This is a genomic window from Pseudomonas sp. PSPC2-3 (genome assembly GCF_049898265.1).
GTDB lineage: Bacteria > Pseudomonadota > Gammaproteobacteria > Pseudomonadales > Pseudomonadaceae > Aquipseudomonas > Aquipseudomonas veronii.
Map to the genome: position 1 here is coordinate 736,349 of NZ_JAFCXJ010000001.1, position 24,426 is coordinate 760,774.

General features: G+C 62.8%; 22 protein-coding genes and 1 pseudogene. 10 read left to right on the forward strand and 13 right to left on the reverse strand.

The window, feature by feature from the left end; genetic code table 11:
- Positions 1-69: 69 nt before the first annotated feature.
- Positions 70-2,343, forward strand: coding sequence for a CHASE2 domain-containing protein (locus ACP7E3_RS03400; protein ID WP_426122271.1), 2,274 nt, complete (start codon positions 70-72; stop codon positions 2,341-2,343).
- Positions 2,344-2,525: 182 nt separating this feature from the next.
- Here ACP7E3_RS03400 and ACP7E3_RS03405 read toward each other — a convergent pair whose 3' ends face one another.
- From ACP7E3_RS03405 to glyQ, 4 genes are all read right to left on the reverse strand, one after another.
- Entirely contained in the window at positions 2,526-3,296 is a 771-nt protein-coding gene (locus tag ACP7E3_RS03405; protein ID WP_046381565.1) for a lysophospholipid acyltransferase family protein, read from the reverse strand.
- A gap of 82 nt (positions 3,297-3,378) precedes the next feature.
- Positions 3,379-3,918: a D-glycero-beta-D-manno-heptose 1,7-bisphosphate 7-phosphatase gene (gene gmhB / locus ACP7E3_RS03410; protein WP_169850580.1), complete on the reverse strand. Its 540-nt coding sequence runs from the start codon at positions 3,916-3,918 to the stop codon at positions 3,379-3,381.
- Entirely contained in the window at positions 3,918-5,972 is a 2,055-nt protein-coding gene (gene glyS / locus ACP7E3_RS03415) for a glycine--tRNA ligase subunit beta (RefSeq protein ID WP_426122275.1), read from the reverse strand. The genes gmhB and glyS overlap by 1 nt, the downstream gene beginning before the upstream one ends.
- On the reverse strand, positions 5,969-6,922 hold the full coding sequence (gene glyQ, locus ACP7E3_RS03420) for a glycine--tRNA ligase subunit alpha (protein ID WP_003213601.1): 954 nt from the start codon (positions 6,920-6,922) through the stop codon (positions 5,969-5,971). The genes glyS and glyQ overlap by 4 nt, the downstream gene beginning before the upstream one ends.
- Positions 6,923-7,003: 81 nt before the next feature.
- On the opposite strand from glyQ, the gene ACP7E3_RS03425 reads away from it, so the two are divergent.
- Together ACP7E3_RS03425 and ACP7E3_RS03430 are read left to right on the forward strand one after the other, a co-directional pair.
- Positions 7,004-7,561, forward strand: a complete 558-nt coding sequence (locus ACP7E3_RS03425; RefSeq protein WP_017848961.1) for a DNA-3-methyladenine glycosylase I — start codon at positions 7,004-7,006, stop codon at positions 7,559-7,561.
- Between the two features lie 40 nt (positions 7,562-7,601).
- The gene (locus tag ACP7E3_RS03430) at positions 7,602-8,489 is read left to right on the forward strand and encodes a lysophospholipid acyltransferase (protein WP_017848962.1); all 888 of its coding nucleotides are present in this window, start codon (positions 7,602-7,604) and stop codon (positions 8,487-8,489) included.
- Between the two features lie 138 nt (positions 8,490-8,627).
- On the opposite strand, the gene ACP7E3_RS03435 is transcribed toward ACP7E3_RS03430, so the two are convergent.
- The 5 genes from ACP7E3_RS03435 to def form a co-directional block, all read right to left on the reverse strand.
- Positions 8,628-8,939, reverse strand: coding sequence for a hypothetical protein (locus ACP7E3_RS03435; protein ID WP_057004925.1), 312 nt, complete (start codon positions 8,937-8,939; stop codon positions 8,628-8,630).
- Between the two features lie 19 nt (positions 8,940-8,958).
- Positions 8,959-10,332 carry a Trk system potassium transporter TrkA gene (trkA, locus tag ACP7E3_RS03440; protein ID WP_046381563.1) on the reverse strand — a complete coding sequence of 458 codons (1,374 nt, stop codon included), beginning with the start codon at positions 10,330-10,332 and terminating at the stop codon, positions 8,959-8,961.
- A 22-nt stretch (positions 10,333-10,354) separates the two neighbouring features.
- Positions 10,355-11,665, reverse strand: coding sequence for a 16S rRNA (cytosine(967)-C(5))-methyltransferase RsmB (gene rsmB / locus ACP7E3_RS03445; protein ID WP_017848965.1), 1,311 nt, complete (start codon positions 11,663-11,665; stop codon positions 10,355-10,357).
- Positions 11,662-12,615, reverse strand: coding sequence for a methionyl-tRNA formyltransferase (gene fmt / locus ACP7E3_RS03450; protein WP_046381561.1), 954 nt, complete (start codon positions 12,613-12,615; stop codon positions 11,662-11,664). The genes rsmB and fmt overlap by 4 nt, the downstream gene beginning before the upstream one ends.
- Before the next feature lie 69 nt (positions 12,616-12,684).
- Positions 12,685-13,191, reverse strand: a complete 507-nt coding sequence (def, locus tag ACP7E3_RS03455) for a peptide deformylase (RefSeq protein WP_017848967.1) — start codon at positions 13,189-13,191, stop codon at positions 12,685-12,687.
- Between the two features lie 135 nt (positions 13,192-13,326).
- On the opposite strand from def, the gene ACP7E3_RS03460 reads away from it, so the two are divergent.
- The 3 genes from ACP7E3_RS03460 (at position 13,327) to ACP7E3_RS03470 (ending at position 15,873) form a co-directional block, all read left to right on the forward strand.
- Complete coding sequence (locus tag ACP7E3_RS03460) at positions 13,327-14,103, forward strand: hypothetical protein (protein ID WP_057004926.1); 777 nt, start codon at positions 13,327-13,329, stop codon at positions 14,101-14,103.
- 63 nt (positions 14,104-14,166) lie between these two features.
- The gene (dprA, locus tag ACP7E3_RS03465; protein WP_057004927.1) at positions 14,167-15,261 is read left to right on the forward strand and encodes a DNA-processing protein DprA; all 1,095 of its coding nucleotides are present in this window, start codon (positions 14,167-14,169) and stop codon (positions 15,259-15,261) included.
- Between the two features lie 54 nt (positions 15,262-15,315).
- Positions 15,316-15,873, forward strand: coding sequence for an L-threonylcarbamoyladenylate synthase (locus ACP7E3_RS03470; RefSeq protein WP_017848970.1), 558 nt, complete (start codon positions 15,316-15,318; stop codon positions 15,871-15,873).
- A gap of 130 nt (positions 15,874-16,003) precedes the next feature.
- Here the strand turns inward: ACP7E3_RS03470 and ACP7E3_RS03475 are convergent, their stop codons facing one another.
- Positions 16,004-16,981, reverse strand: a complete 978-nt coding sequence (locus ACP7E3_RS03475) for an NADPH:quinone reductase (RefSeq protein ID WP_057004928.1) — start codon at positions 16,979-16,981, stop codon at positions 16,004-16,006.
- Positions 16,982-17,141: 160 nt separating this feature from the next.
- On the opposite strand from ACP7E3_RS03475, the gene hemF reads away from it, so the two are divergent.
- Together hemF and aroE are read left to right on the forward strand one after the other, a co-directional pair.
- A complete protein-coding gene (gene hemF / locus ACP7E3_RS03480; RefSeq protein ID WP_017848972.1) occupies positions 17,142-18,074 on the forward strand; it encodes an oxygen-dependent coproporphyrinogen oxidase in 933 nt (310 codons plus the stop codon).
- Positions 18,074-18,892 carry a shikimate dehydrogenase gene (aroE, locus tag ACP7E3_RS03485; RefSeq protein ID WP_017848973.1) on the forward strand — a complete coding sequence of 273 codons (819 nt, stop codon included), beginning with the start codon at positions 18,074-18,076 and terminating at the stop codon, positions 18,890-18,892. The genes hemF and aroE overlap by 1 nt, the downstream gene beginning before the upstream one ends.
- A 52-nt stretch (positions 18,893-18,944) precedes the next feature.
- Here aroE and ACP7E3_RS03490 read toward each other — a convergent pair whose 3' ends face one another.
- The 3 genes from ACP7E3_RS03490 to betC all read right to left on the reverse strand — a co-directional run bounded on the left by ACP7E3_RS03490 (position 18,945) and on the right by betC (position 23,128).
- Positions 18,945-20,513: a SulP family inorganic anion transporter gene (locus tag ACP7E3_RS03490; protein WP_046381558.1), complete on the reverse strand. Its 1,569-nt coding sequence runs from the start codon at positions 20,511-20,513 to the stop codon at positions 18,945-18,947.
- A 161-nt stretch (positions 20,514-20,674) separates the two neighbouring features.
- On the reverse strand, positions 20,675-21,598 hold the full coding sequence (choX, locus tag ACP7E3_RS03495; protein WP_046381557.1) for a choline ABC transporter substrate-binding protein: 924 nt from the start codon (positions 21,596-21,598) through the stop codon (positions 20,675-20,677).
- Between the two features lie 15 nt (positions 21,599-21,613).
- Positions 21,614-23,128 carry a choline-sulfatase gene (gene betC, locus ACP7E3_RS03500; RefSeq protein WP_128192138.1) on the reverse strand — a complete coding sequence of 505 codons (1,515 nt, stop codon included), beginning with the start codon at positions 23,126-23,128 and terminating at the stop codon, positions 21,614-21,616.
- A 103-nt stretch (positions 23,129-23,231) separates the two neighbouring features.
- On the opposite strand from betC, the gene ACP7E3_RS03505 reads away from it, so the two are divergent.
- Entirely contained in the window at positions 23,232-24,182 is a 951-nt protein-coding gene (locus tag ACP7E3_RS03505; protein ID WP_017848977.1) for a choline sulfate utilization transcriptional regulator, read from the forward strand.
- A 2-nt stretch (positions 24,183-24,184) separates the two neighbouring features.
- Positions 24,185-24,262: pseudogene (locus tag ACP7E3_RS03510) on the forward strand (DOPA 4,5-dioxygenase family protein); the annotation flags it as partial.
- Positions 24,263-24,426 lie beyond the last annotated feature (164 nt).

Here is a 24,426-nt window from a genome sequence, read left to right on the forward strand (position 1 = left end):
AGAAACCGGGTCTATGACATCTTCAACTGTCCATTTTCAGCAGCGGTGCGGGTTCCTGGCGGTCGCCCTGTGATGCTGTGGCGCAAGGCCGAAAAACGCCAGCCCACCCAGGCGCAGTTGTTGTTCCATGGCCTGTTTCGGGAGTGGCTGTGGATTGGCCTGGTGTTGCTGCCCTTTACTGCATATTTGTCCTCAAGTGCGGGCCTGGCCTTCAATAACCCGCTGTATGACGGCCTGCGCCGCCTGACCCCTCTGCCGGTCGATCCGCGCATTTTGCTGGTGACCATCGATGACCAGAGCCTGAAAAAGCTCGGCCAATGGCCATGGCCGCGCAGCCTGCATGCCGACGTCATCAACCGTCTGAGCGCTGCCCAACCCGCGGGTATCTTGTTCGATGTGATCTTCAGTGAGCCGCGCAACGCCACGGATGACCAGCGCCTGGCCAATGCCGTGTGCAACGCCGGGAATGTTTTGCTTCCCCTGGAACGCGATGGCGGCGCGAGCCAGCCGGGCGAACAGCTGTTGCCGCTGCTCAATTGCGCCAAGGGGCTGGGCCATATCAACGTCGAAGCAGACAGCGACGGTGCCGTCCGCGGCCTGTATCTGCGTGAAGGCCCGCCTGGGAACACGCTGCCGCAGTTGGCATGGCTGGCGTATACGTTGAGCGGGCAAACCGCGCAAATGCCGGGACGCAGCGAACAACCCAACAGTCAGCGCTGGCATCGGGAATATAGAGTTCGCGTCCCGTCCACGTCTGAGCCGCATGGGTTTCCCAGTGTGTCCTACGCCAGCGTATTGCACGGCGAAGTGCCGGCCGAATTGCTGCGCGACCGCCTGATCCTGGTGGGCGCCAGCGCCTATGGGCTGGGGGACCGTTTTGTGACGCCGCTCTCCTCCACTCCGGATACCACCGCCGGTGTGGAAATCCAGGCCAATGTGCTCAACGGGTTGCTGCAGGAGCGCAGCATTGTCGACCTCCCCGGCTGGCTCGCGGCACTGATCGCCACGGCCTGGGTGGCGTTGTTGCTCGGCCTTTTGCTGTACCGCCCACGTTACGCGCTGTGGATGACCTTGGGTTGCATGGCCGGCGCGTTGCTCGGCGCGTGGGCGCTGTTACGCCTTGGCCATTGGTGGTCGCCCGCGGCCTGCCTGATCGGTATGTTGCTCAGCTACCTGATCTGGAACTGGCGCCGCCTGAGCGTGATCCTTGCCTACTTTGGCTGGGAACTGGCGCGCCTGGACAACGAACCCAAGGTGCTGCCCGAACGCCGCCGAGCGCCCGCGAACAAAGGCGATGTGTTGCAAGGGCGCATCTTTGCCCTGGAGCAGGCCGTCAGCCGCACCCGTGACACCCGACGCTTCATGGCCGATGGCCTCGAATGCCTGCCGGTGGCGACCCTGATCACCGACCCGCGTGGCAACATCCTGTTGGCCAACCGCATTGCCCGTGAAGTATTCGGCAATGACCTGGTCAACCAAAACCTGCTCGAACAGCTCGCCGACCTGGGTTATCCACCCCTGCATAACGGCGTGCGCCCTGCCTTGTCCGCCCTGGAAATCGTCGAGTTCCGGGACATCCACCAACGCAGCCTGCGCATGGAAATCGCACCCTTGCTGCCCGCCGAAGGCGATGTCGCCCTCGGCTGGCTGCTCAGCCTGACCGACTTGAGCAAGGAGCGCGAAGCCCAGCAACACCGCGAAACCATGCTGCGCTTCCTGTCCCACGACCTGCGCGCGCCGCACTCGGCGATCCTCGCGTTAGTGGATGTGCATAACGCGGAGTCGCCGGTGTTTGCCCAGATCGAGCAGCAGGTTCGACGCGCCTTGAGCCTCACCGAATCATTCGTACAACTGGCGAAAGCCGAGGCTGACGGCTACCACTTCCAGCCAAGCCTGTTTGCCATGCTGGTGATGGATGCGTTCGATCAGGTGGCGGTGATTGCGCAGCTCAAGGGTATCCAGTTGATCCACGACCTGGATGAAGCGGATGAAGGCATGGTGTCGGCCGATCAATCCCTGCTCACCCGCGCGTTGTTCAACGTGCTGGAGAACGCGATCAAATACTCGCCGGCCGGCACCACCGTGAGGTTGAGCCACGGCAGCGCGCAAGGTTGGCTGGAGTGTCGCATCAGCGACCAGGGCCCGGGCATTGCGGCAAAGGACTTGCCGGAACTGTTCAGCCAGTACCGCCGCTTCGATTCTGCCCAGGGCAGCGAAGGCCTTGGGTTGGGCCTGACCATGGTCAAGGCCGTTGTGGAGCGGCACGGTGGCCGTATCTGTTGCGAAAGCGTGGTGGGCAAGGGCACCACATTCACCCTGCAGCTGCCCCAGTTGGAAGACTGACAACACGTGCTTTTGCGCTGTGTATAAAAAACCGGTCTCAAGGACCGGTTTTTTTATCCGAAAAAAACTTATGCACGTTTTTAGTATTTTTATGAGTTCAGGAAATATCTAATAAAATCATCTTGTTATGAAGAGAAAATGCCATTTTGCCAACAAACCGTACACAGGTTATCCACAGATGATCAGGCCACCGGCGTGTCCACCGCCACCGGCTCCGGCGGCAGCGAACCCATGGCGCGTTGCTGGGCTTCATTCCAGGCGGCGGCGCGGTCATTCAGTGCGGCAATTGCACGCGGCCCTTCACCTTCGGCGTACATCGGTTCCCCGATCACCACGGTGATGGTGCCTGCACGTTTTGCCCAACCGGTTTTTGGCCAGTACTTGCCGGCATTATGTGCAATCGGCAACACAGGCAGGTGGGCGTTGACGGCCAATGCCGTGCCACCACGTGAGAACTTGCCGACGGTGCCGTAGGGCACACGCGTACCTTCCGGAAAGATCAGCACCCAGACGCCGTCCTTGAGCAGCTCGTCGCCCTTTTTGGCCACATGCTTGAGCGCCGCCTTGGGGTTGTCGCGGTCGATGGCGATCGGGCGCAGCATCGCCATCGCCCAGCCGAAGAACGGCACATACAGCAGCTCGCGCTTGAGCACTTGGCTCAGGGGCGAGAAGTACGCCGAGAGGAAGAACGTCTCCCACGTGCTCTGGTGGTTCGACAGAATCACGCAGGGCTGATCCGGGACGTTTTCCGCGCCCTTGACCTCGAAGCGGATGTTCAGGAACACCTTGCTCAGCCACAGCGCGCAGCGGCACCAATAGACGTTGATGAAGCGATAGCGCGCCTTGAACGGCAGAAAAGGCGCGATAAAAAAGCTCAGGGTGCACCAGAGAAACGAACTGGTGCCCAACAGCAGGTAAAAGAAGAAGGTTCTGATGGCCTGCAAAATCGACATGGCGGCATTTACCGTTGCGGGACACAGCCCGCCTGTTGAAGGCGCACTCCCGAACAGTCCTTGGTCAGGCAGTCGAGGGCGGCTAGTTGTTGATAAGTTCTGCGGCAACCGCCGCCAGATCGTCAAAAATCAAGGTGCCTACCGGCAGGTTTTTCGCCTGGGTCTTTTCGCCTTTCCCGGTCTTTACCAAAACTGGCTGAGAGTCGACGGCTTTGGCCGCCTCCAGGTCACCGAGGCTGTCCCCGACGAACCATAGCCCAGCCAGGGGCACGTTGTAATGTTCTGAAATAGTTTTCAACATGCCAGGCTTGGGTTTGCGGCAATCGCAGCCCTCATCCGGCCCGTGGGGGCAGTACACCACCAGCCCCACCTCACCGCCCTGCTCCGCCACCAACGTGCGCAAGCGCGCGTGCATGGCGTCCAGGGTAGCGATGTCGTAGTAGCCGCGGGCGATGCCGGACTGGTTGGTGGCGACGGCCACCGTCCAGCCGGCCTTGCTCAACTGCGCGATGGCCTCGATCGCGCCGGGCAGTGGGATCCATTCCTCCACCGACTTGATGTAAGCGTCGGAGTCGTAATTGATCACCCCGTCCCGATCGAGAATCAGCAGTTTCAACATGATCAGCCCAATACGGAAATGTCAGCGATGTTGATGAACAGACCGCGCAGACGCGCCAGCATGGCGTAGCGGTTTTTCCGCACGCCGGCATCTTCGGCATTGATCATCACCGCTTCGAAGAACGCATCCACCGGCTCGCGCAAGGTGGCCAGGCGCGCCAGTGCTTCGGCGTAGTTGCGTTCGGCGATCAGCGGTTTCACCGCATTTTCCGCCTTGGCGATGGCCGAGTTCAGCGAGAACTCCTTGGCATCGGCGAACAGGCCTGGGTCGACATCGGCATTGCCGAGGTTGTCGGCCTTGCTCAACAGGTTCGACACGCGCTTGTTCACGGCAGCCAGGGCGTCGGCTTCCGGCAGTTTGCGGAAGGCCTGCACGGCTTGCACGCGTTGGTCGAAGTCCAGCGCCGAACCCGGTTGCAGGGCACGTACCGACAGGTACACCGAAACGTCCACGCCTTCGTCTTCGTAACGCGCACGCAGGCGGTCGAACACGAACTCCAGCACTTGCTCGGCCAGGCCGGTTTGCTTGACCTTGCCGCCGAACTGGCCGACCGCGAACACCACGGCCTGGGTCAGGTCGAGGTCGAGCTTCTTGTCGATCAGGATCCGCAGCACGCCCAGGGCCGCACGGCGCAGGGCATACGGGTCTTTACTGCCGGTAGGCAGCATGCCGATGCCGAAGATCCCGACGAGGGTATCCAGCTTGTCGGCAATGGCCACGGCCGCACCGGTCAGGGTGGTCGGCAATTCGGCGCCAGCACCGCGCGGCATGTACTGCTCGTTCAGGGCCAGGGCGACATCGTCCGGCTCGCCGTCGTTGAGGGCGTAGTAGTAACCGGCAACGCCTTGCATTTCCGGGAACTCGCCGACCATCTCGGTGGCCAGGTCGCACTTGGACAGCAGGCCTGCGCGCGCAGCCCAGGCAGCGTCACCGCCAATGCGCGGGGCAATGTAGGCGGCCAGTTTGGAAACGCGCACAGCCTTGTCGTAGACGCTGCCGAGTTTTTCCTGGAACACCACGTTTTGCAGGCGCAGGTTGAAGTCTTCGAGCTTCTGCTTCTTGTCTTGCTTGAAGAAGAACTCGGCGTCGGTCAGGCGCGGGCGCACGACTTTTTCGTTACCGGCGATGATCTGCTGCGGGTCCTTGCTTTCGATGTTGGCCACGGTGATGAAGCGCGGCAGCAACTTACCGTCCACGTCCAGCAGGCAGAAGTACTTCTGGTTGTCCTGCATCGTGGAGATCAGCGCTTCTTGCGGTACATCGAGGAAGCGTTCTTCGAACGAGCACACCAGCGGCACCGGCCATTCAACCAGGGCGGTCACTTCGTCCAACAGGCTTGGCGGCACGATGGCGGTGCCTTCCTGCAGGCGGGCCAACTCTTCGGTGCGCTTGCTGATCAGCTCGCGACGCTCGTTGGCGTCGGCCAGCACATAGGCGGCGCGCAGGTCGTTGAGGTAGTTGGCCGGCGCGGTGATACGCACGCTTTGCGGGTGGTGGAAGCGGTGACCACGGGAATCGCGGCCGGCTTTCTGGGCAAGGATGGTGCAATCGATGACCTGGTCACCGAGCAGCATCACCAGCCACTGGGTCGGACGCACGAACTCTTCCTTGCGCGCACCCCAGCGCATGCGCTTGGGGATCGGCAGGTCGTTCAGGGAGTCTTCGACGATGGTCGGCAACAAGCTGGCAGTCGGCTTGCCTTTGATGACCTGGCTGAAACGCAGTTTCGGGCCGCTCTGGTCGATCTCGCTCAGCTCGACGCCACACTTCTTGGCAAAACCCAGCGCTGCTTGGGTCGGGTTGCCTTCGGCGTCGAAAGCGGCCTGGCGTGGCGGGCCGTCGAGGTTGATGCTGCGATCCGGCTGCTGGGTTTCCAGCGCGGTCAGCAACACCGCCAGGCGACGCGGCGCGGCGTAGACTTTTTTCGCCTCGAACTTCAGGCCGGCGCTTTGCAGGCCTTTTTCGATACCGGCCAGGAACGCATCGGCCAGGGTGTTCAGTGCCTTGGGTGGCAGCTCTTCGGTGCCCAGTTCAACCAGAAAATCTTGAGCACTCATTGTGCAGCCTCCAGCTTAGCCAACACTTCATCACGCAGGTCCGGGGTTGCCATCGGGAAGCCCAGCTTGGCGCGAGCCAGCAGGTAGGCTTGGGCGACGGAACGCGCCAGGGTGCGAACACGCAGAATATATTGCTGGCGCGCGGTCACCGAGATGGCGCGGCGGGCGTCCAGCAGGTTGAAGGTATGGGACGCCTTCAACACCATTTCATAGCTCGGCAACGGCAGCGGCTGGTCCAGTTCGATCAGGCGCTTGGCTTCGCTTTCATAGAAGTCGAACAGTTCGAACAGCTTCTCGACGTTGGCGTGTTCGAAGTTATAAGTCGACTGCTCCACTTCGTTCTGGTGGAACACATCGCCGTAGGTCACTTTGCCGAACGGGCCGTCTGCCCACACCAGGTCGTAGACCGAATCCACGCCTTGCAGGTACATGGCCAGGCGCTCGAGACCGTAGGTGATCTCGCCGGTCACCGGGTAGCACTCGATGCCGCCCGCTTGCTGGAAGTAGGTGAACTGCGTGACTTCCATGCCGTTCAGCCAGACTTCCCAGCCCAGGCCCCAGGCGCCCAGGGTCGGCGATTCCCAGTTGTCTTCGACGAAACGGATGTCGTGGACCAACGGGTCGAGGCCGACATGTTTCAGCGAGCCGAGGTACAGCTCCTGGAAGTTGTCCGGGTTCGGCTTCAATACCACCTGGAACTGGTAGTAATGCTGCAGACGGTTCGGGTTTTCGCCGTAGCGGCCGTCAGTCGGGCGCCGACTGGGCTGCACATAAGCGGCGTTCCAGGTTTCCGGGCCGATGGCCCGCAGGAATGTAGCGGTGTGGAAAGTGCCGGCGCCTACTTCCATATCGTAGGGCTGAAGTACCACACAACCTTGCTCGGCCCAGTACTGCTGGAGGGCGAGGATCAAGTCTTGGAAGGTACGCACGGCTGGCGTAGGCTGGCTCACGAAATTCACCTGTTACTTGGGCTGCGATTTAAAGAGCGGGAGTATACCCGATTCGGCCGCGCCACCATCCCCTGGAGCCTTATGCCACGCTGCTTTTGGTGTTCTGAAGATCCGCTGTACATGGCTTATCACGATCAGGAGTGGGGAACGCCGCTGCGCGATGCGCAGGGTTTGTTCGAGTTACTTTTGCTCGAAGGGTTCCAGGCGGGCCTGTCCTGGATCACCGTTTTACGCAAACGCGAGCATTATCGAAAGGTCTTGTTCGGTTTTGATGCACAGCGCCTGGCGCGGCTGAGCGATGCCGAGATCGAAGCGTTGATGCTCGACCCAGGCATCGTGCGCAATCGTCTGAAGCTCAACGCCACCCGCCGCAACGCCGCGGCCTGGTTGGCGCTGGAGGACCCGGTGGGGCTGCTGTGGTCGTTTGTCGGCGGCGTGCCCAAGGTCAATCACTTCAAGGACCGCAGCGAAGTCCCGGCGATTACCGCCGAAGCCGAGGCCATGAGCCGCGCGCTGAAAAAAGCCGGTTTCACCTTCGTCGGGCCGACTATTTGCTACGCGTTCATGCAGGCCTCGGGCATGGTCATGGACCACACTCAGGACTGCGACCGTTACGCGGACTTGGCCAACGCCGGTTAGAATGCGTGCTTTGCGCACCACACACGATCAGGAGTGACCTGTGGAAAAGTTTAAAGGCGCCTTGCTGGTAGGCGCTCTCCGGTTGTTTGCCCTGCTGCCCTGGCGCGCCGTGCAAGCCGTAGGTTCAGCGATTGGCTGGATCATGTGGAAAACCCCCAACCGCTCCCGCGACACGGTGCGGATCAACCTCTCAAAATGCTTCCCGGACATGGACCCGGCCGAGCGCGAGCGCCTGGTGGGCCGCAGCCTGATGGACATCGGCAAGTCCCTGACCGAAAGCGCCTGCGCCTGGATCTGGCCGGCCCAGCGCTCCATCGACTTGGTGCGCGAAGTCGAAGGCCTGGAAGTCCTCCACGAAGCCCTGGCCTCGGGCAAAGGCGTGGTCGGTATCACCAGCCACCTGGGCAACTGGGAAGTGTTGAACCACTTCTATTGCAGCCAGTGCAAACCGATCATTTTCTACCGCCCGCCGAAGCTCAAGGCGGTGGATGACCTGCTGCGCAAGCAACGCGTGCAACTGGGCAACCGCGTGGCGGCGTCCACCAAGGAAGGCATCCTCAGTGTCATCAAGGAAGTGCGCAAGGGCGGCCAGGTGGGCATTCCGGCCGACCCGGAGCCGGCTGAATCGGCGGGGATCTTCGTGCCGTTCTTCGCCACCCAGGCGCTGACCAGCAAGTTCGTGCCGAACATGCTCGCGGGCCACAAGGCGGTCGGCGTATTCCTGCATGCCCTGCGCCTGCCGGACGGTTCAGGCTACAAAGTGATCCTGGAAGCAGCGCCGGAAGACATGTACAGCACCGACACCGCCACCTCCTGCGCGGCGATGAGCAAGGTGGTGGAGCGTTATGTCGGCGCCTACCCGAGCCAGTACATGTGGAGCATGAAGCGCTTCAAGAAACGCCCGCCGGGTGAGGCGCGGTGGTACTGACTCAAAGGCAACCCAAAACCAATGTGGGAGGGGGCTTGCCCCCGATAGCAGTGTGTCAGCCAATGCATATTTGACTGAACCTCCGCTATCGGGGGCAAGTCGAATCGTCGCACCGCCCCTCCCACATTTGAGTTCCGCTTAGGCCTTGCGGTCGAGTTTTTTCAGGAACACCGTCATTTCTTTCTCGGCCTGCTTGTCGCCATGGGCCTGGGCCGCTTCAATGCCCTTCCCCCAGGCCAGCCGCGCGGCAGCCTGATCGCCCAGCCCGACGTGCGCCTTCCCCAACAACTTCCACGCCGCCGAATACTTCGGATCAAACTCGACACACTTGTGCAGATGCTCGGCGGCCTTGGCGTTGTCCTTCAGGTCCAGATAACCCTTGCCCAGCCCAAAGCGCAGCAGGGCGTTATCCACACCCTTGGCCAGCATTTTCTCCAGGGATTCGAGCATGTCGGTGTACTCCGTTTGATCAGAAAAAGCTCAACCCCACGTGGAACAGCTTCTCCACATCGCGGATATGTTTTTTATCCACCAGGAACAGGATCACATGGTCACCGGTGGCAATTACCGTGTCGTCGTGGGCAATGATCACTTCTTCATCGCGAATGATCGCACCGATGGTGGTACCCGGCGGCAAGCCGATGTCGCGGATGGCCTTGCCGATCACCTTGCTCGACTTCGAGTCGCCATGGGCGATCGCCTCGATGGCTTCCGCCGCGCCGCGGCGCAGGGAGTGGACGCTGACGATATCGCCACGGCGCACGTGGGTGAGCAAGGTGCCGATAGTCGCCAACTGCGGGCTGATGGCGATGTCGATATCGCCGCCCTGGATCAGGTCGACATACGCTGGGTTATTGATGATGGTCATCACCTTCTTCGCCCCCAGCCGCTTGGCCAGCAGCGATGACATGATGTTGGCTTCGTCATCGTTGGTCAGGGCCAGGAAGATATCGGCGTCGGCGATGTTTTCTTCCATCAACAGGTCGCGGTCCGAGGCGCTGCCTTGCAGGACTACGGTGCTGTCGAGGGTGTCGGACAAATGCCGGCAGCGCGCCGGGCTCATCTCGATGATCTTCACTTGGTAGCGGCTTTCGATGGCCTCGGCCAAGCGTTCGCCGATCTGCCCGCCACCGGCGATGACGATGCGTTTATACGTCTCATCGAGACGGCGCATTTCGCTCATCACGGCACGAATATTCGCTTTGGCGGCGATGAAGAAGACTTCGTCGTCGGCCTCGATCACCGTGTCGCCCTGGGGCAGGATCGGCCGGTCACGCCGGAAAATCGCCGCGACGCGGGTTTCCACATTCGGCATGTGTTCGCGCAGTTGGCGCAGTTGCTGGCCGACCAACGGCCCGCCGTAATAGGCCTTCACGGCGACCAGTTGCGCTTTGCCGTCGGCGAAGTCGATCACCTGCAACGCGCCGGGAATCTCGATCAGGCGCTTGATGTAGTGGGTGACCACCTGCTCCGGGCTGATCAGCACGTCCACCGGGATCGCGTCGTTGTCGAACAGGCCGGCGCGGGTCAGGTAGGCGGCTTCACGCACCCGGGCGATCTTGGTCGGGGTGTGGAACAGCGTGTGGGCGACCTGGCACGCGACCATATTGGTCTCGTCGCTGTTGGTTACGGCCACCAGCATGTCGGCATCGTCGGCACCCGCCTGACGCAGCACCGTAGGAAACGACGCACGGCCCTGCACGGTACGAATGTCCAGGCGGTCGCCGAGGTTGCGCAGGCGCTCGGCATCGGTGTCGACCACGGTGATGTCGTTGGATTCGCTGGCCAAATGCTCGGCCAGCGTGCCACCGACCTGCCCTGCCCCGAGGATGATGATTTTCATCCGGTCACTCCCTTTGAACCGTTCAGCCGCGTGCGGCGGCGATCTTGATCAGTTTGGCGTAGTAGAAGCCATCGTGTCCGCCTTCCTGCGCCAGCAATTGGCGCCCGTGGGGCTGCTTGATGCCGGCTGCGGTGGCGAGGTCCAGCTCGCGCGCGCCGCTGGTACGGGCGAGGAAGGCTTCGATGACCTCGGTGTTCTCGGTGGGCAAGGTGGAACAGGTGGCGTAGAGCAGGATGCCGCCGACTTCCAGGGTCGGCCACAACGCGTCGAGCAGTTCGCCTTGCAGCACGGCCAGGGCGGCGATGTCGTCGGGTTGGCGGGTCAGCTTGATGTCCGGGTGGCGACGGATCACGCCGGTGGCGGAGCACGGCGCGTCGAGCAGGATGCGCTGGAACGGCTTACCGTCCCACCAGGTGGCGGTGTCGCGGCCATCGGCGGCGATCAGCTCGGCGCTCAGGCCCAGGCGTGCGAGGTTTTCCCGCACGCGCACCAGGCGCTTGGCTTCCAGGTCGACGGCGACGACGCCGGCCAGGTCTTTTTCGACCTCCAGGATGTGACACGTCTTACCGCCGGGGGCGCAGCAGGCGTCCAGCACCCGCTGGCCTGGGGCCAGGTCGAGCAGGTCGGCCGCCAGTTGCGCGGCTTCATCCTGCACGCTGATCCAGCCCTCGGCGAAGCCCGGCAGGCTGCGCACGTCGGTGGCGGCTTCGAGCACGATGCCATCGGTGCTGTACACGCACGGCGCGGCCGCGATGCCCGCATCGGTCAGCAATTGCAGATAAGCATCGCGGCGATGATGGCGACGGTTGACCCGCAGGATCATCGGCGGGTGTGCATTGTTGGCCGCGCAGATGGCTTCCCATTGCTCGGGCCAGAAGGCTTTCAGGGATTTTTGCAGCCAGCGCGGGTGAGCGGTACGCACCACCGGGTCATGTTCCAGCTCGGCCAGCAGCGCTTCGCTTTCGCGCTGGGCGCGGCGCAGCACGGCGTTGAGCAGGGCTTTGGCCCAGGGCTTTTTCAGCTTTTCGGCGCAGCCGACGGTTTCACCGATGGCGGCGTGGGCCGGCACGCGGGTGTAGAGCAATTGATAGAGGCCTACCAGCAGCAGCGCTTCTACATCGGCATCGGCCGCCTTGAACGGCTTTTGCAGTAGCTTGGCTGCCAGCGCCGACAGCCGTGGCTGCCAGCGCGCAGTGCCGAAGGCCAGGTCCTGGGTGAAACCGCGATCACGGTCTTCGACCTTATCCAACTGGGTCGGCAGCGAACTGTTCAGCGAAGCCTTGCCGTTGAGCACGGCGGCCAGGGCCTTGGCGGCGGCCAGACGCGGGTTCATTGGGCGGCCACCCCGAGAAGCGTGCCTACGGCAAATTTCTCACGACGGCTGTTGAACAAATCGCTGAAATTCAGCGCCTTGCCACCGGGCAATTGCAGACGCGTCAGACACAGCGCCTGTTCACCGCAGGCGACCAGCAGGCCGTCCTTGCTGGCACCGATGATTTCACCAGGGGCGCCCTTGCCGTCGGCCAGGGTGGCAGCCAAAACCTTCAAGGCTTCGCCGTTGAGGGTGCTGTGGCAGATCGGCCACGGGTTGAACGCGCGCACCAGGCGCTCCAGTTCCACGGCCGGGCGGCTCCAGTCGAGGCGTGCTTCGTCCTTGTTCAGTTTGTGCGCGTAGGTCGCCAGGCTGTCGTCCTGCACCTCGCCTTCGAGGGTGCCGGCAGCGAGCCCGGCAATCGCCTGGATCACGGCCGGCGGGCCCATCTCGGCCAAGCGATCGTGCAGGCTGCCGCCGGTGTCCTCGGCGGTGATCGGGGTGCTGACTTTCAACAGCATCGGGCCGGTATCCAGGCCCGCTTCCATACGCATCACGGTCACGCCGCTTTCGCTGTCGCCCGCTTCCACGGCGCGTTGGATCGGCGCCGCACCGCGCCAGCGTGGCAGCAGCGAGGCATGGCTGTTGATGCAACCCAGGCGCGGGATGTCCAGGACGACTTGGGGCAGGATCAAGCCGTAGGCCACCACCACCAGCAGGTCCGGTTTCAGCGCGGCCAACTCGGCCTGGGCCTCGGCGTTGCGCAGGGTCGGCGGTTGCAGCACGGGAATGTGGTGCTCCAGCGCCAGTTGCTTGACCGGGCTCGGCATCAGTTTTTGCCCGCGACCGGCCGGGCGATCCGGCTGGGTGTACACCGCGACGATGTCATAAGGGCTGGCGAGCAGGGCCTTGAGGTGTTCGGCGGCAAATTCGGGTGTGCCGGCAAAAACAATGCGCAGTGGCTCGGTCATGGGCGTTCTCGGTTAAAAGCAGTCACAAAAGAAAAAGGCTTGCCGCAGCAAGCCTTTGGAAGAAGGGCATCAAGCTTGCTGGCGGTGCTTTTTTTCCAGCTTCTTCTTGATCCGGTCACGTTTGAGCGTGGACAGGTAATCGACAAACAGCTTGCCGTTGAGGTGGTCGCATTCGTGCTGGATACACACCGCCAGCAGGCCTTCGGCAACCTGCTCGAAGGGCTTGCCGTCGCGGTCCAGGGCCCTGATCTTCACGCGCACCGGGCGCTCGACGTTCTCGTAGAACTCCGGCACCGACAGGCAGCCTTCCTGGTATTCGCCCATTTCGTCGGTCAGCGCTTCGAACTCGGGGTTGATGAACACCCGTGGTTCGCTGCGATCTTCGGACAGGTCCATCACCACGACACGCTGATGCACGTTGACCTGGGTCGCGGCGAGGCCGATGCCCGGGGCTTCATACATTGTTTCAAACATGTCATCGACCAACTGACGAACCTTATCGTCCACTACGGCCACCGGTTTGGCGATCGTGCGCAGGCGCGAGTCGGGGAATTCGAGGATGTTCAAAATAGCCATAAGCGTAATTGCTGCACATGTGAGGTAAAGGCAAATCGGCGTAGGGATGGACCCGCACGGCCGGTGTGGAACGCTCGGAAGCCGCGAAGGCTATGGCGTTTCACGCGAACGTACATAATAAAGGAGATTCACCCCATGAGGAAATCGCTACTCGTCTTGCTGCTCTGGGCGCCGTTCGCCCAGGCCCTGCTTCCATCGCCCGGCCCGCGCCTGGATCAACCGACGCAACAGGCCATCCAGCGATTTTTGTTACACAATCGCATCCTCGATTCGCCCCTCGATCTCGATAACGCGCCCTACGTTGTCGCGGCAGAGGCCGGGCGCGTGCTGGGTGCCAATGGCGAGCGCGTGCATGCCCGCGGCGTCCTGGACCCGGCTCAGCCAAGCTATGGGATTTTCCGCCGAGGCAAGGTCTACACCGACCCCAAAACCCAGGAGCTACTGGGTATCCACGCCGACGACATCGGCACCGCGCACTGGGTGATGGCCGGCGACCTGACCACCCTTGCCGTACAACGGGTTACCCAGGAAGTGCGTCCCGGCGACCGCTTGCTGCGTGCCGAACCGCCGGTTGCGCTGGCCAGCCTGGAAGGCCCGCAGGCCGCGCCGTTTATCGAAGGGCGCATCATCGACGTGCCCAAGGGCGTGACGCAGATCGGCGTGCTGGATGCCGTGACCCTGAATAAAGGCCGCCGCGACGGCCTGGTCGACGGCCAACGGCTGAATGTGATCAAGACCGGCGCCACGGTACGCGACGCTCTCAGCGGCGCTCCGGTGAAGCTGGCCGATGAATACGGCGGCATGCTGCTGGTGTTTCGCACCTACGAAAAACTCAGTTACGGCCTGGTCCTCAATGCCTCGCGGCCACTGGCGGTGATGGACCGTTTCGAGACGGCCCGTCAAACGCAATAAATAGGCTGCTAAATAAGTTACCAACAGAGTTATCCACAGCTTGTTCCGGTCAAGGATGATCAGATGTATCCGATAAACAGCAGTGAAATTTCCCCGGCAGAACTGGAAGCCCGGCTACGCTTGCACAGGCTGCCGGAACTGGGCCCGAAGCGTTTTCGCCGGTTGATCGACGCGTTCGGCTGCGCCTCGAAGGCGCTCAGCGCGCCGGCCAGCGCCTGGCGTTCGCTCGGCTTGCCCGCCGTCAGCGCCGAGGCCCGGCGCAGCCATGAAGTCCGCGAGGGCGCGAGTGTCGCATTGGCCTGGCTGGCGCGTCCGGCCCAGCATTTGCTGATGTGGGACCAGCCTGAGTACCCCGCACTGCTGGCCCAGATCGATGACGCACCGCCGTTGTTATTCGTCGCCGGCGACCCTGCGATCCTGGAAAAACCCCAGTTGGCCATGGTCGGCAGCCGCCGCGCATCGCGCCCCGGCATGGACACCGCCGCCGCCTTTTCCCGCAGCCTGGCGAGTGCTGGGTTTGTCATCACCAGCGGCCTGGCCCTGGGCATTGACGGCGCGGCGCATCAAGCGGCCCTGGAGGTCGGCGGGCAGACCATCGGCGTACTCGGCACCGGCCTGGAAAAGTTTTATCCACAGCGCCACCGACGCCTCGCGGCCGCGATGATTGCCCAGGGCAGCGCGGTGGTTTCCGAGTTTCCGCTGGACGCCGCGCCCCAGGCCGGCAATTTCCCCCGGCGCAACCGCATCATCAGTGGTCTGTCGCTGGGCGTGCTGGTAGTGGAAGCCGGCATCGCCAGCGGTTCGCTGATCACCGCGCGGCTCGCCGCCGAGCAAGGGCGCGAGGTGTACGCGATTCCAGGCTCGATCCATCATCCCGCAGCCAAGGGTTGTCATCAGCTGATCCGCGACGGCGCGGTGTTGGTGGAAACCATCGAGCACATTCTTGAAGGCTTGCGCGGCTGGCAGGCGCTGCCGTGTCCGGTGCCGCTGCCGGCGACTCATCCGCTGGTCGCACTGCTGCATGCGGCGCCCCACACCAGCGAAGCCCTGGCGATTGCCAGCGGGCGGCCGTTGTCCCAGGTGCTGGCGAGCCTCACCGAGTTGGAGCTGGAAGGCCAGGTGATCTGCGAAAGCGGGCGTTGGCTCGCGCGCTGCTAGGTTTTGCAGGGAAGATCGGTAAACTGCGCAGAGCTTTAGTCCGGAGAGTGAGTAATGGTCAACAGGTGGCGTGTGCTGGAAGCCGCACGAGAAATTCGCGCAGGCGCGGTGATTGCCTATCCGACCGAGGCGGTCTGGGGCCTGGGCTGTGACCCGTGGAACGAAGCGGCGGTGGACCGGCTGCTGGCGATCAAGAACCGCTCGGTGGATAAGGGCCTGATCCTGGTCGCGGATACTATCCGCCAGTTCGATTTTCTCTTCGAAGACTTCCCGCAGGATTGGATCGACCGCATGGCCAGTACCTGGCCGGGGCCGAACACCTGGCTGGTGCCTCATCAGGACCTGTTGCCGGAATGGGTCACGGGGGAGCATGACACCGTGGCGCTGCGGGTCAGCGACCATCCGCTGGTGCGCGACTTGTGCTCATTGGTCGGGCCATTGATTTCCACCTCGGCCAACCCCCAGGGCCGCCCGGCCGCCCGCACGCGGATTCGCGTCGAGCAGTACTTCCGTGGCCAGGTCGATCTGGTGTTGGGTGGCGCCCTCGGTGGGCGCAAGAACCCGAGCCTGATTCGCGATCTGGTGACGGGTGAGGTTGTGCGGCCGTCCTGAGACCGCGGCGTGGCTATCGCGGGCAAGCCCGGCTCCCACATTCGATCGGTGTCCGTCATGACAACACGGTCAAATGTAGGAGCCGGGCTTGCCCGCGATGGCGCCCTTAGCCACGCCGAAATCCCAAGCCTTACGGCAACAGAATGGTCGACCCGGTCGTGCGCCGCGCCGACAGCTCGGTCTGTGCCTTGGCCGCTTCCGCCAGCGAGAAGCGCTGGTTGATATCGATGCGTACCTTGCCGCTCTGGATCATCGAGAACAGATCATCGGCCATGGCCTGCAAGTCCTTGGGGTTGCTGGCGTAGGTCGCCAGGGTCGGCCGGGTGACGTACAGCGAGCCCTTGGCCGCCAGAATCCCCAGGTTCACCCCGTCCACCGCGCCCGAGGCGTTACCGAAACTCACCACCAACCCCCGGGGCGCTGCGCAGTCCAGCGAGGTCAGCCAGGTGTCCTTGCCGACGCCGTCGTACACCACCGGGCATTTCTTGCCGTCGGTCAATTCCAGCACGCGCTGTGCGACGTTTTCCTTGCTGTAGTCGATGGTTGCCCAGGCGCCGTGGGATTTGGCCACGGCGGCTTTTTCCGGCGAACTGACCGTGCCGATCAGCTTCACGCCCAGGGCCTTGGCCCACTGGCAGGCCAGGGAGCCCACGCCACCGGCTGCGGCGTGGAACAGGATGGTTTCGCCGCCCTTCAACTCATAGGTCTGGCGCAGCAGGTATTGCACGGTCAGGCCCTTGAGCATCGCGCCAGCGGCTTGTTCGAAGCTGATGTCGTCCGGCAGGTGAACCAGGTTGGCTGCGGGCAACACGTGCAGTTCGCTGTAGGCACCCAACGGCCCACTGCCGTAGGCCACGCGGTCGCCGACCTTGAATTGGCTGACCTCGCTGCCCACGGCGTCGACCACACCGGCACCTTCGGCGCCCAGGCCCGACGGCAAGGCCGGCGGCGCGTACAAGCCGCTGCGATAGTAGGTGTCGATGAAGTTCAGGCCGATGGCCGCGTTGCGCACCCGAACCTGCTGTGGGCCAGGTTCTGCTGGCGTGTAGTCCACATACTCAAGCACCTCGGGGCCGCCATGGGCGCTGAACTGGATACGTTTGGCCATCTGCACTTCTCCTGGGTTCGAATTCGGGTAGCCCCCTATCGGACTCCTAAGCTTGATCTTCGTCAACTGCGACGGAGTTGAGTGCGGTGGTATCCTGTGCGCCCATTTGCCGCCGACGCCCAATGGCCTCGCGTAGCTTTGCCCGATTCAAGGTGATGCCATGACTACCCGCACCGAGGCTGTTAAAGCCTATCTGCTTGATCTGCAAGACCGTATTTGCAGCGCCCTGGAAACCTTCGAGACGGACACTCGCTTTATCGAAGACGCCTGGACCCGGCCAGCCGGCGGCGGCGGTCGCACCCGTGTGATTGAAAACGGTACGGTGATCGAAAAAGGCGGCGTCAACTTTTCCCACGTGTTTGGCAGCGGCCTGCCGCCGTCCGCCAGCGCGCATCGCCCCGAGCTGGCCGGGCGTGGGTTTGAAGCGCTGGGGGTGTCGCTGGTGATTCACCCGCACAACCCGCATGTACCGACTTCCCACGCCAACGTGCGCTTTTTCATCGCTGAAAAAGAAGGTGAAGAGCCGGTGTGGTGGTTCGGCGGCGGCTTCGACCTCACGCCCTATTACGCCAACGAAGAAGACTGCATCCACTGGCACCGCGTGGCCGAACAGGCCTGTGCGCCGTTCGGCGCCGACGTTTATGCGCGCTACAAGGCCTGGTGCGACACCTACTTCTACATCAAGCATCGCAACGAACCGCGCGGCATCGGCGGCCTGTTCTTCGATGACTTGAACGAGTGGGACTTCGACACCTGCTTCGCCTTCATCCGTGCCATCGGCGATGCGTACATCGACGCCTACCTGCCGATCGTGCAGCGCCGCAAGGCCCAGGCCTATACCGAACAGCAGCGCGAATTCCAGGAATTCCGCCGTGGTCGCTACGTTGAATTCAACCTGGTCTACGACCGTGGCACCTTGTTCGGCCTGCAGTCGGGCGGGCGTACCGAGTCGATCCTGATGTCGCTGCCGCCCCAGGTGCGCTGGAGCTACGACTGGAAAGCCGAGGCCGGCAGCGAAGAAGCGCGCCTCACCGACTACTTCCTGCAAGACCGCGACTGGCTCGGCGTGGCTGCGCCCAAGGCGGCGGTCTGATGGACCGTTATGTGGTGTTCGGCAACCCCATCGGCCACAGCAAGTCGCCGTTGATCCACCGCATGTTCGCCGAGCAGACCGGCGAGCAACTGGACTACAGCGCTCTGCTTGCGCCGCTCGAGGATTTCATCGGGTTTGCCCGTGAGTTTTTTCAACAAGGCCGTGGCGCCAACGTCACGGTGCCGTTCAAGGAAGACGCCTACCGCCTGGCCGACACCCTCACCGCACGCGCCGAGCGCGCCGGGGCGGTGAACACCCTGAGCAAGCTGGCCGATGGCAGCCTGCTGGGCGATAACACCGACGGCGCCGGCCTGGTGCGCGACCTGACGGTGAATGCCGGGCTGCACCTGCAAGGGCAACGCATCCTCTTGCTCGGCGCTGGCGGCGCAGTGCGCGGGGCATTGGAGCCGTTACTGGCCGAGCGGCCGGCGTCGCTGATCATCGCCAACCGCACCGTGGAAAAAGCCGAAATGCTCGCCGAGTTGTTCGACGATTTGGGCCCGGTGTCTGCCAGTGGTTTCGACTGGCTGTGTGAGCCGGTGGACGTGATCATCAATGCCACCTCCGCCAGCCTGTCAGGCGATGTACCGCCGATTGCAGGCAGCTTGATCGCGCCGGGCAAAACGTTTTGCTACGACATGATGTATGCCAAGGAACCGACCGCATTCTGCCGCTGGGCCACGGAACACGGCGCGGCGGTGGCGATGGATGGTCTGGGCATGCTGGTGGAGCAGGCCGCGGAAGCGTTCTTCCTGTGGCGCGGCGTGCGTCCGGATTCGGCGCCGGTGTTGGCTGAACTGCGCCGCCAATTGGCTTGAAGCAACTCGAAAGGTGGGAGGAGCAAGCCCCCTCCCACCTGTTTGACCGCATTCAGTCTTCGAAATGGATGGGGCAATTGTCGGCGCCTTCTAGCTTTTTCAACTCCTCGACGACCTGCGGCCTGGCCCGGCGCAAGGTCAGGCTACGGCCCATCGCCCTTAATCGACGCGCTTCCTGGTGCAGCATCTCCACCCCGGAATAGTCGATAAAGTTGATCTGCTGCGCTTCGATTACCACCCGCTCACTCTGCAGGCTTTGCAGGCGAACCTGCAGGTAATGGCTGGCGCCGAAAAAGATCGAGCCACCGACCCGCAACACCTCTTCCTCGCCGTCGCGCCATTGCTGAACCCGCGGCTGCGAGGTGCGCTTGAGGTAGAAAAACAGCGAGGCCAGCACTCCGGCGTAAATCGCGGTTTGCAGCTCCAGCAGCAACGTGGCGATGCAGGTCAGGCTCATCACCACAAACTCGGCGCGACTGACCCGGAACAACGCGCGAATGCCCCGATGATCCACCAGGCCCCAACTGATCAGCAGGATGCTCGCGGCCATGCTCGGGATCGGTATATGTGCGATCAGCGCTGCACCAAACAGTGCGAACAATGCCACCCACAGGGCGGAAAACACCCCCGCCAGCGGCGAGCAGGCGCCTGCTTCGTAGCTGAGGCCGGAGCGCGTAAAGGAACCGGCCGACAGGTAGCCGGAGAAAAATCCGCCGACGATATTGGACAAACCCTGCGCTCGAACTTCCTGGTTGGCGTCGAGCAATTGCTGTGAGCGCGCCGCCAGCGAGCGCGCGATCGACAGGCTGGTCACCAGCCCGAGCATACCCACCGCCACGGCGCTGGGCAGCAGGCGCAAGAGCATGTCCAGGTCCAGCGGCAACGGGCTGAATGGCGGCAGCTTGCCGATAAACGCACTGACCAGCGCCACCTGCCCGAATATCGCCGGCCACAGCCAGGCGGCCAGGCTGCCCAGCGCCAGCGTGATCAACAGCGTCGGCCAGCGCGGCAGCAGGTACTTGAGCAGCGCGCCCGCCAGCAAGGTGCCGAGCCCCAGGGCGAGTGAGGCGCGGTCCCACTCGCCGCCGTGCTCGATCAGTGTCATCAGACTGTTGATCGCCGTGGCCTGGCTCGGCAAATCCAGGCCCAACAGGTTGGGCAGTTGGCCGAGGGCAATCACCACGGCGGCGCCGAGGGTGAACCCCAGCACCACCGAATGGGAGATGAAATTCACCAGCGCGCCGAAGCGCAGCAGGCCGAGCAACCACTGGAACACCCCGGCGAGGAAGGTCAGCAGCAGGATCAAGGTGATGTAGTCCTGTGAACCCGGCACGGCCAGGGGGCTGACGCTGGCGTAGAGCACGATGGATATCGCCGCCGTGGGGCCGCAGATCAGGTGCCAGGACGAACCCCAGAGGCACGCGATCAGCACCGGGATGATCGCGGCGTACAGGCCGTATTCCGGTGGGAGACCGGCGATGAGCGCGTAGGCAATCGACTGCGGCAAGGCCAGCACCGCGCCGCTGAGGCCGACGATCACGTCCCGGCCGACGCTGGCGCGGGTTTGGCGCGGCAGCCAACTGAGGAAGGGGAAGAGTGTGTGGCGGTTGGGCCGGGGCATCGCAAACTCGGGCTGAAAGGTTTGGCTCAGGGTATCAGTACACACCAGCTTTTTGTGGGAGGGGGCTTGCCCCCGATAGCGGCGAACCAGCCGCCGAAGATGTCGACTGACACTCACCTATCGGGAGCAAGCCCCCTCCCACATTTGGATAGTGGTGGGCTTTAGAGCTTGGCTTTTACGGCCGCCAATGCATCCTGGCCGTCCACGGTTTTCACGCCGTCGAGCCACTGCTCCAGTACCGCCGGGTTGGCCTTGATCCACGCCTTCGCCGCATCCGCGTTGCTGACCTTGTTGTTGACCACCGCGGCCATGATGCTGTTCTCCATCGCTTGGGTGAAACTCAGGTTGGTCAGCAGTTTTCCTACGTTCGGGCAGGCTTGTGCATAACCCTTGCGCGTCAGGGTATACACGCTGCCGGTGTCGCCGAAGTACTTCTCGCCGCCCTTGAGGTAATGCATTTTCAACTGCACATTCATCGGGTGCGGGGTCCAGCCGAGGAAGGTGATGAAGCGCTGTTTCTTCACCGCCCGTGAGACTTCGGCGAGCATCGCCTGTTCGCTGGACTCGATCAGCTTCCATTGGCCCAGGTCGAAGTCGTTCTTCTTGATGATCTCCTGCAGCGAGAGGTTTGCCGGCGCGCCGGAGCCGATGCCGTAGATCTTCTTGTCGAACTTGTCGGCGAATGAGTTGAGGTCGGCAAAGTCATGCACCCCGGCGTCCCACACATAGTCCGGCACAGCCAGGGTGAATTCGGTGCCGACGAGGTTTTTCGCCAACTGCACCACATCGCCGTTGGCCACGAATTTGTCGTAGAAACCTTGCTGCGCCGGCATCCAGTTACCCAGGAACACATCCACCTGGCCGTCCTTGAGCCCGCCGAAGGTGATCGGCACCGCCAGGGTGTCGACCTTGGGCTTGTAACCCATGCCCGTCAGCAGAAAACCGGCGACGGCATTGGTGGCGGCAATATCGCTCCAGCCAGGATCGGCCATCCTCACCGTCTCACAACCGGCGTCTGCGTACACGGTGGCGCTGCTCAACGCCGCCATGCCCATTACGCCCAGCACCACAGTCAATTTTTGCATGGCCTTCCCTCTGTTTTATTGGTTTTGGCAGGGTTGTGGATAACGTGCCTTGCGCTCCAGGTCGTCGAGGTCGATATGGTTGCGCATGTATTGCTGACTGGCGTCCACCAGCGGCTGGTGATCCCAGCTCTTCAGCTTGCCCTGGGTCAGCGCTTGGTAGACCAGGCGGCGACGGCGTTGACTGGCGAGCACCTGCTGGTGGATCGCCGGGATGTCCCATTTGGCCCGCGCCTCAAGCAGAAAGGCGGCAAACAGCGCCCGATGCTGCGGCGATTGGCTGAGTTCTTCCTGCTCGCGCGGGTCGTTGTGTATGTCGAACAGTAGGCAGGGGTCGTCTTCGCTGTAGATGAATTTGTAGGCGCCACGGCGAATCATCATCAGTGGGCTGAGGGTGCCTTCGGCCATGTATTCGCCGAACACTTCGTCGTGCCCGCCCTGCCCTTGCAGGTGCGGGACCAGCGAGCGGCCGTCCATGGGCAAGTGCGGTTCGAGTTCGCCGCCGGCCAGTTCCACCAGGGTCGGCAACAGGTCGGCGGTGGAGACCGCCTGGGTCACACGGCCCGCCGCGAACTGCCCCGGCGCGCTGATCAGCAGTGGCACGCGGGCGGCCATTTCGAACCAGTGCATTTTGTACCAGAGGCCGCGCTCGCCGAGCATGTCGCCATGGTCGCCGGAGAAAACGATCAAGGTGTCGTCGGCCAGGCCGGTGTCTTCCAGGGTCTGCAGCAGCTTGCCGACATTGCTGTCGATGTAACTGCAGGCACCGAAGTAGGCGCGGCGCGCATCGCGGATCTTGTCCACTGGCAGCGGCTTGTCCCACAGGTCGTAGACCTTGAGCAGGCGCTGGGAGTGCGGGTCGAGATCGCCCTGGGCCGGGGTTGTGGGCAACGGGATGTCGCTGTCGTCGTACAGATCCCAGAACGGTTTGGGAATGGTGTACGGGTCGTGGGGATGGGTCATCGACACGGTGAGGCAGAACGGCTGGTCGCCGCCCTCGCGAATGTGGTCGAACAGGTACTGCTGGGCCTTGAACACCACCTCTTCGTCGAAATCCAGTTGGTTGGTCCGCACGCACGGCCCGGCTTGCAGCACCGAGGACATGTTGTGGTACCAGGTGGGGCGCACGTCCGGCTCATCCCAGTTCACCGCCCAGCCATAGTCGGCGGGGTAGATGTCGCTGGTCAGGCGCTCTTCGTAACCGTGCAACTGGTCTGGCCCGCAGAAATGCATCTTGCCCGACAGCGCGGTGCGGTAGCCAAGACGACGCAGGTAGTGGGCATACGTCGGCACATCGGCGGGGAAATCTGCCGCGTTGTCGTAAGCGCCGATCTTGCTCGGCAACTGGCCGCTGACCAGGGTAAAGCGCGACGGCGCGCACAGCGGGCTGTTGCAGTAGGCGGCGTCGAACACCACGCCTTGTGCGGCGAGGCGACTGAGGTTCGGCAACTTGATCGGGGAAGGTCCGTAGAACGGCAGCATCGGCGCGGCCATTTGATCGGCCATGATGAAAAGAATGTTCTTGCGCTTCATGGGTCTTCGGCATTCCATAGGCGGTGTTTATGCGAATGAGCATGCAGCCCATGGAAAATGGGGTAAAGCCCATGAAATGCAATGTCTAGGATAAGTACAGCTTATGTATAAAGCCTTCGGCGACGTATCCCTCGATTTGCTCCGGGCGTTCGAAGCGGCGGCGCGCCACCGCAGTTTTACCGCTGCGGCGATGGAGCTGGGCACCACCCAACCGGCCATCAGCCAGCAGATCAAGCGCCTCGAAGAGCAATTGGCGATCCGCCTGTTTGATCGCATCTACCGTGGCATCGAGCTGACCGACGCCGGCGCGCTGCTGTTCGAACATGTCCAGGGCGGTTTGCAGACCATCAACCAGGGCCTGAGCGCGATCACCCAGCAGGACCAGCACGAAGTGCTGCAAGTGGCCACCGACTTCGCCTTCGCCGCCTACTGGCTGATGCCGCGCCTGCATCGCTTCCATGCGGCCAACCCCCAGGTCGACGTCAGCCTGGTGACCAGCGAGCGCAATCACGCCACGTTGCGCAGCGATATCGACGTGGCGGTGCTGTTTGGCGACGGCCGTTTCAAGCAGGGCGACAGCCTGTGGCTGTTCAATGAGGAAGTGTTCCCGGTGTGCAGTCCGCAATGGCTCAAGGACCAGGCCACGCCGCTGACCGTGCAGACCTTGCCCGACTGCCCCTTGCTGCACCTGCGCCAGGAACACACCAGCCAGTGGTTCGACTGGAGCGGCGTGTTCCGCGAACTGGGCATTACCAGCACGCCGACCCCCGGCCAACTGCGCTTCGATAACTACACCCTGTTGATCCAGGCGGCGATTGCCGGCCAGGGCGTGGCCATCGGCTGGCGCCACTTGGTGGACAACCTGCTGGAACAGAAATGGCTGTGCCGGCCGATCAGCGACACGGTGATCTCACGCTTCGGCTACTACGTGGTGCAGCCGCAGCGCAAACGGCGGGGGCAGTTGGTCGAGCGGTTCGTCGACTGGCTGGTGGCGGAGCAGGCGCGCAGTGCACAGTCGCTGACCGGGCTGGCCCTGCCGTCGATTGCGGTCTAGGGGGCGACGACCTGAAGGACCACACCGAGTACGCGATCTGGATGGGTGCGATACGCGAACTGAATCTGTCGGTTTTTTAACCTCTCTTATCAGATAAAGCCTGGCCGTTCCCGCAGTAAAAGGCGGAGTGGCTGTAGGATTTATCTCGATTCATTCCAATATATGGGATTGATATTTATATATTGAGATATCGCCGAGCATAGGTTTATATTCGCCCATCTGCTTTTTTCAGCACCCACTCATT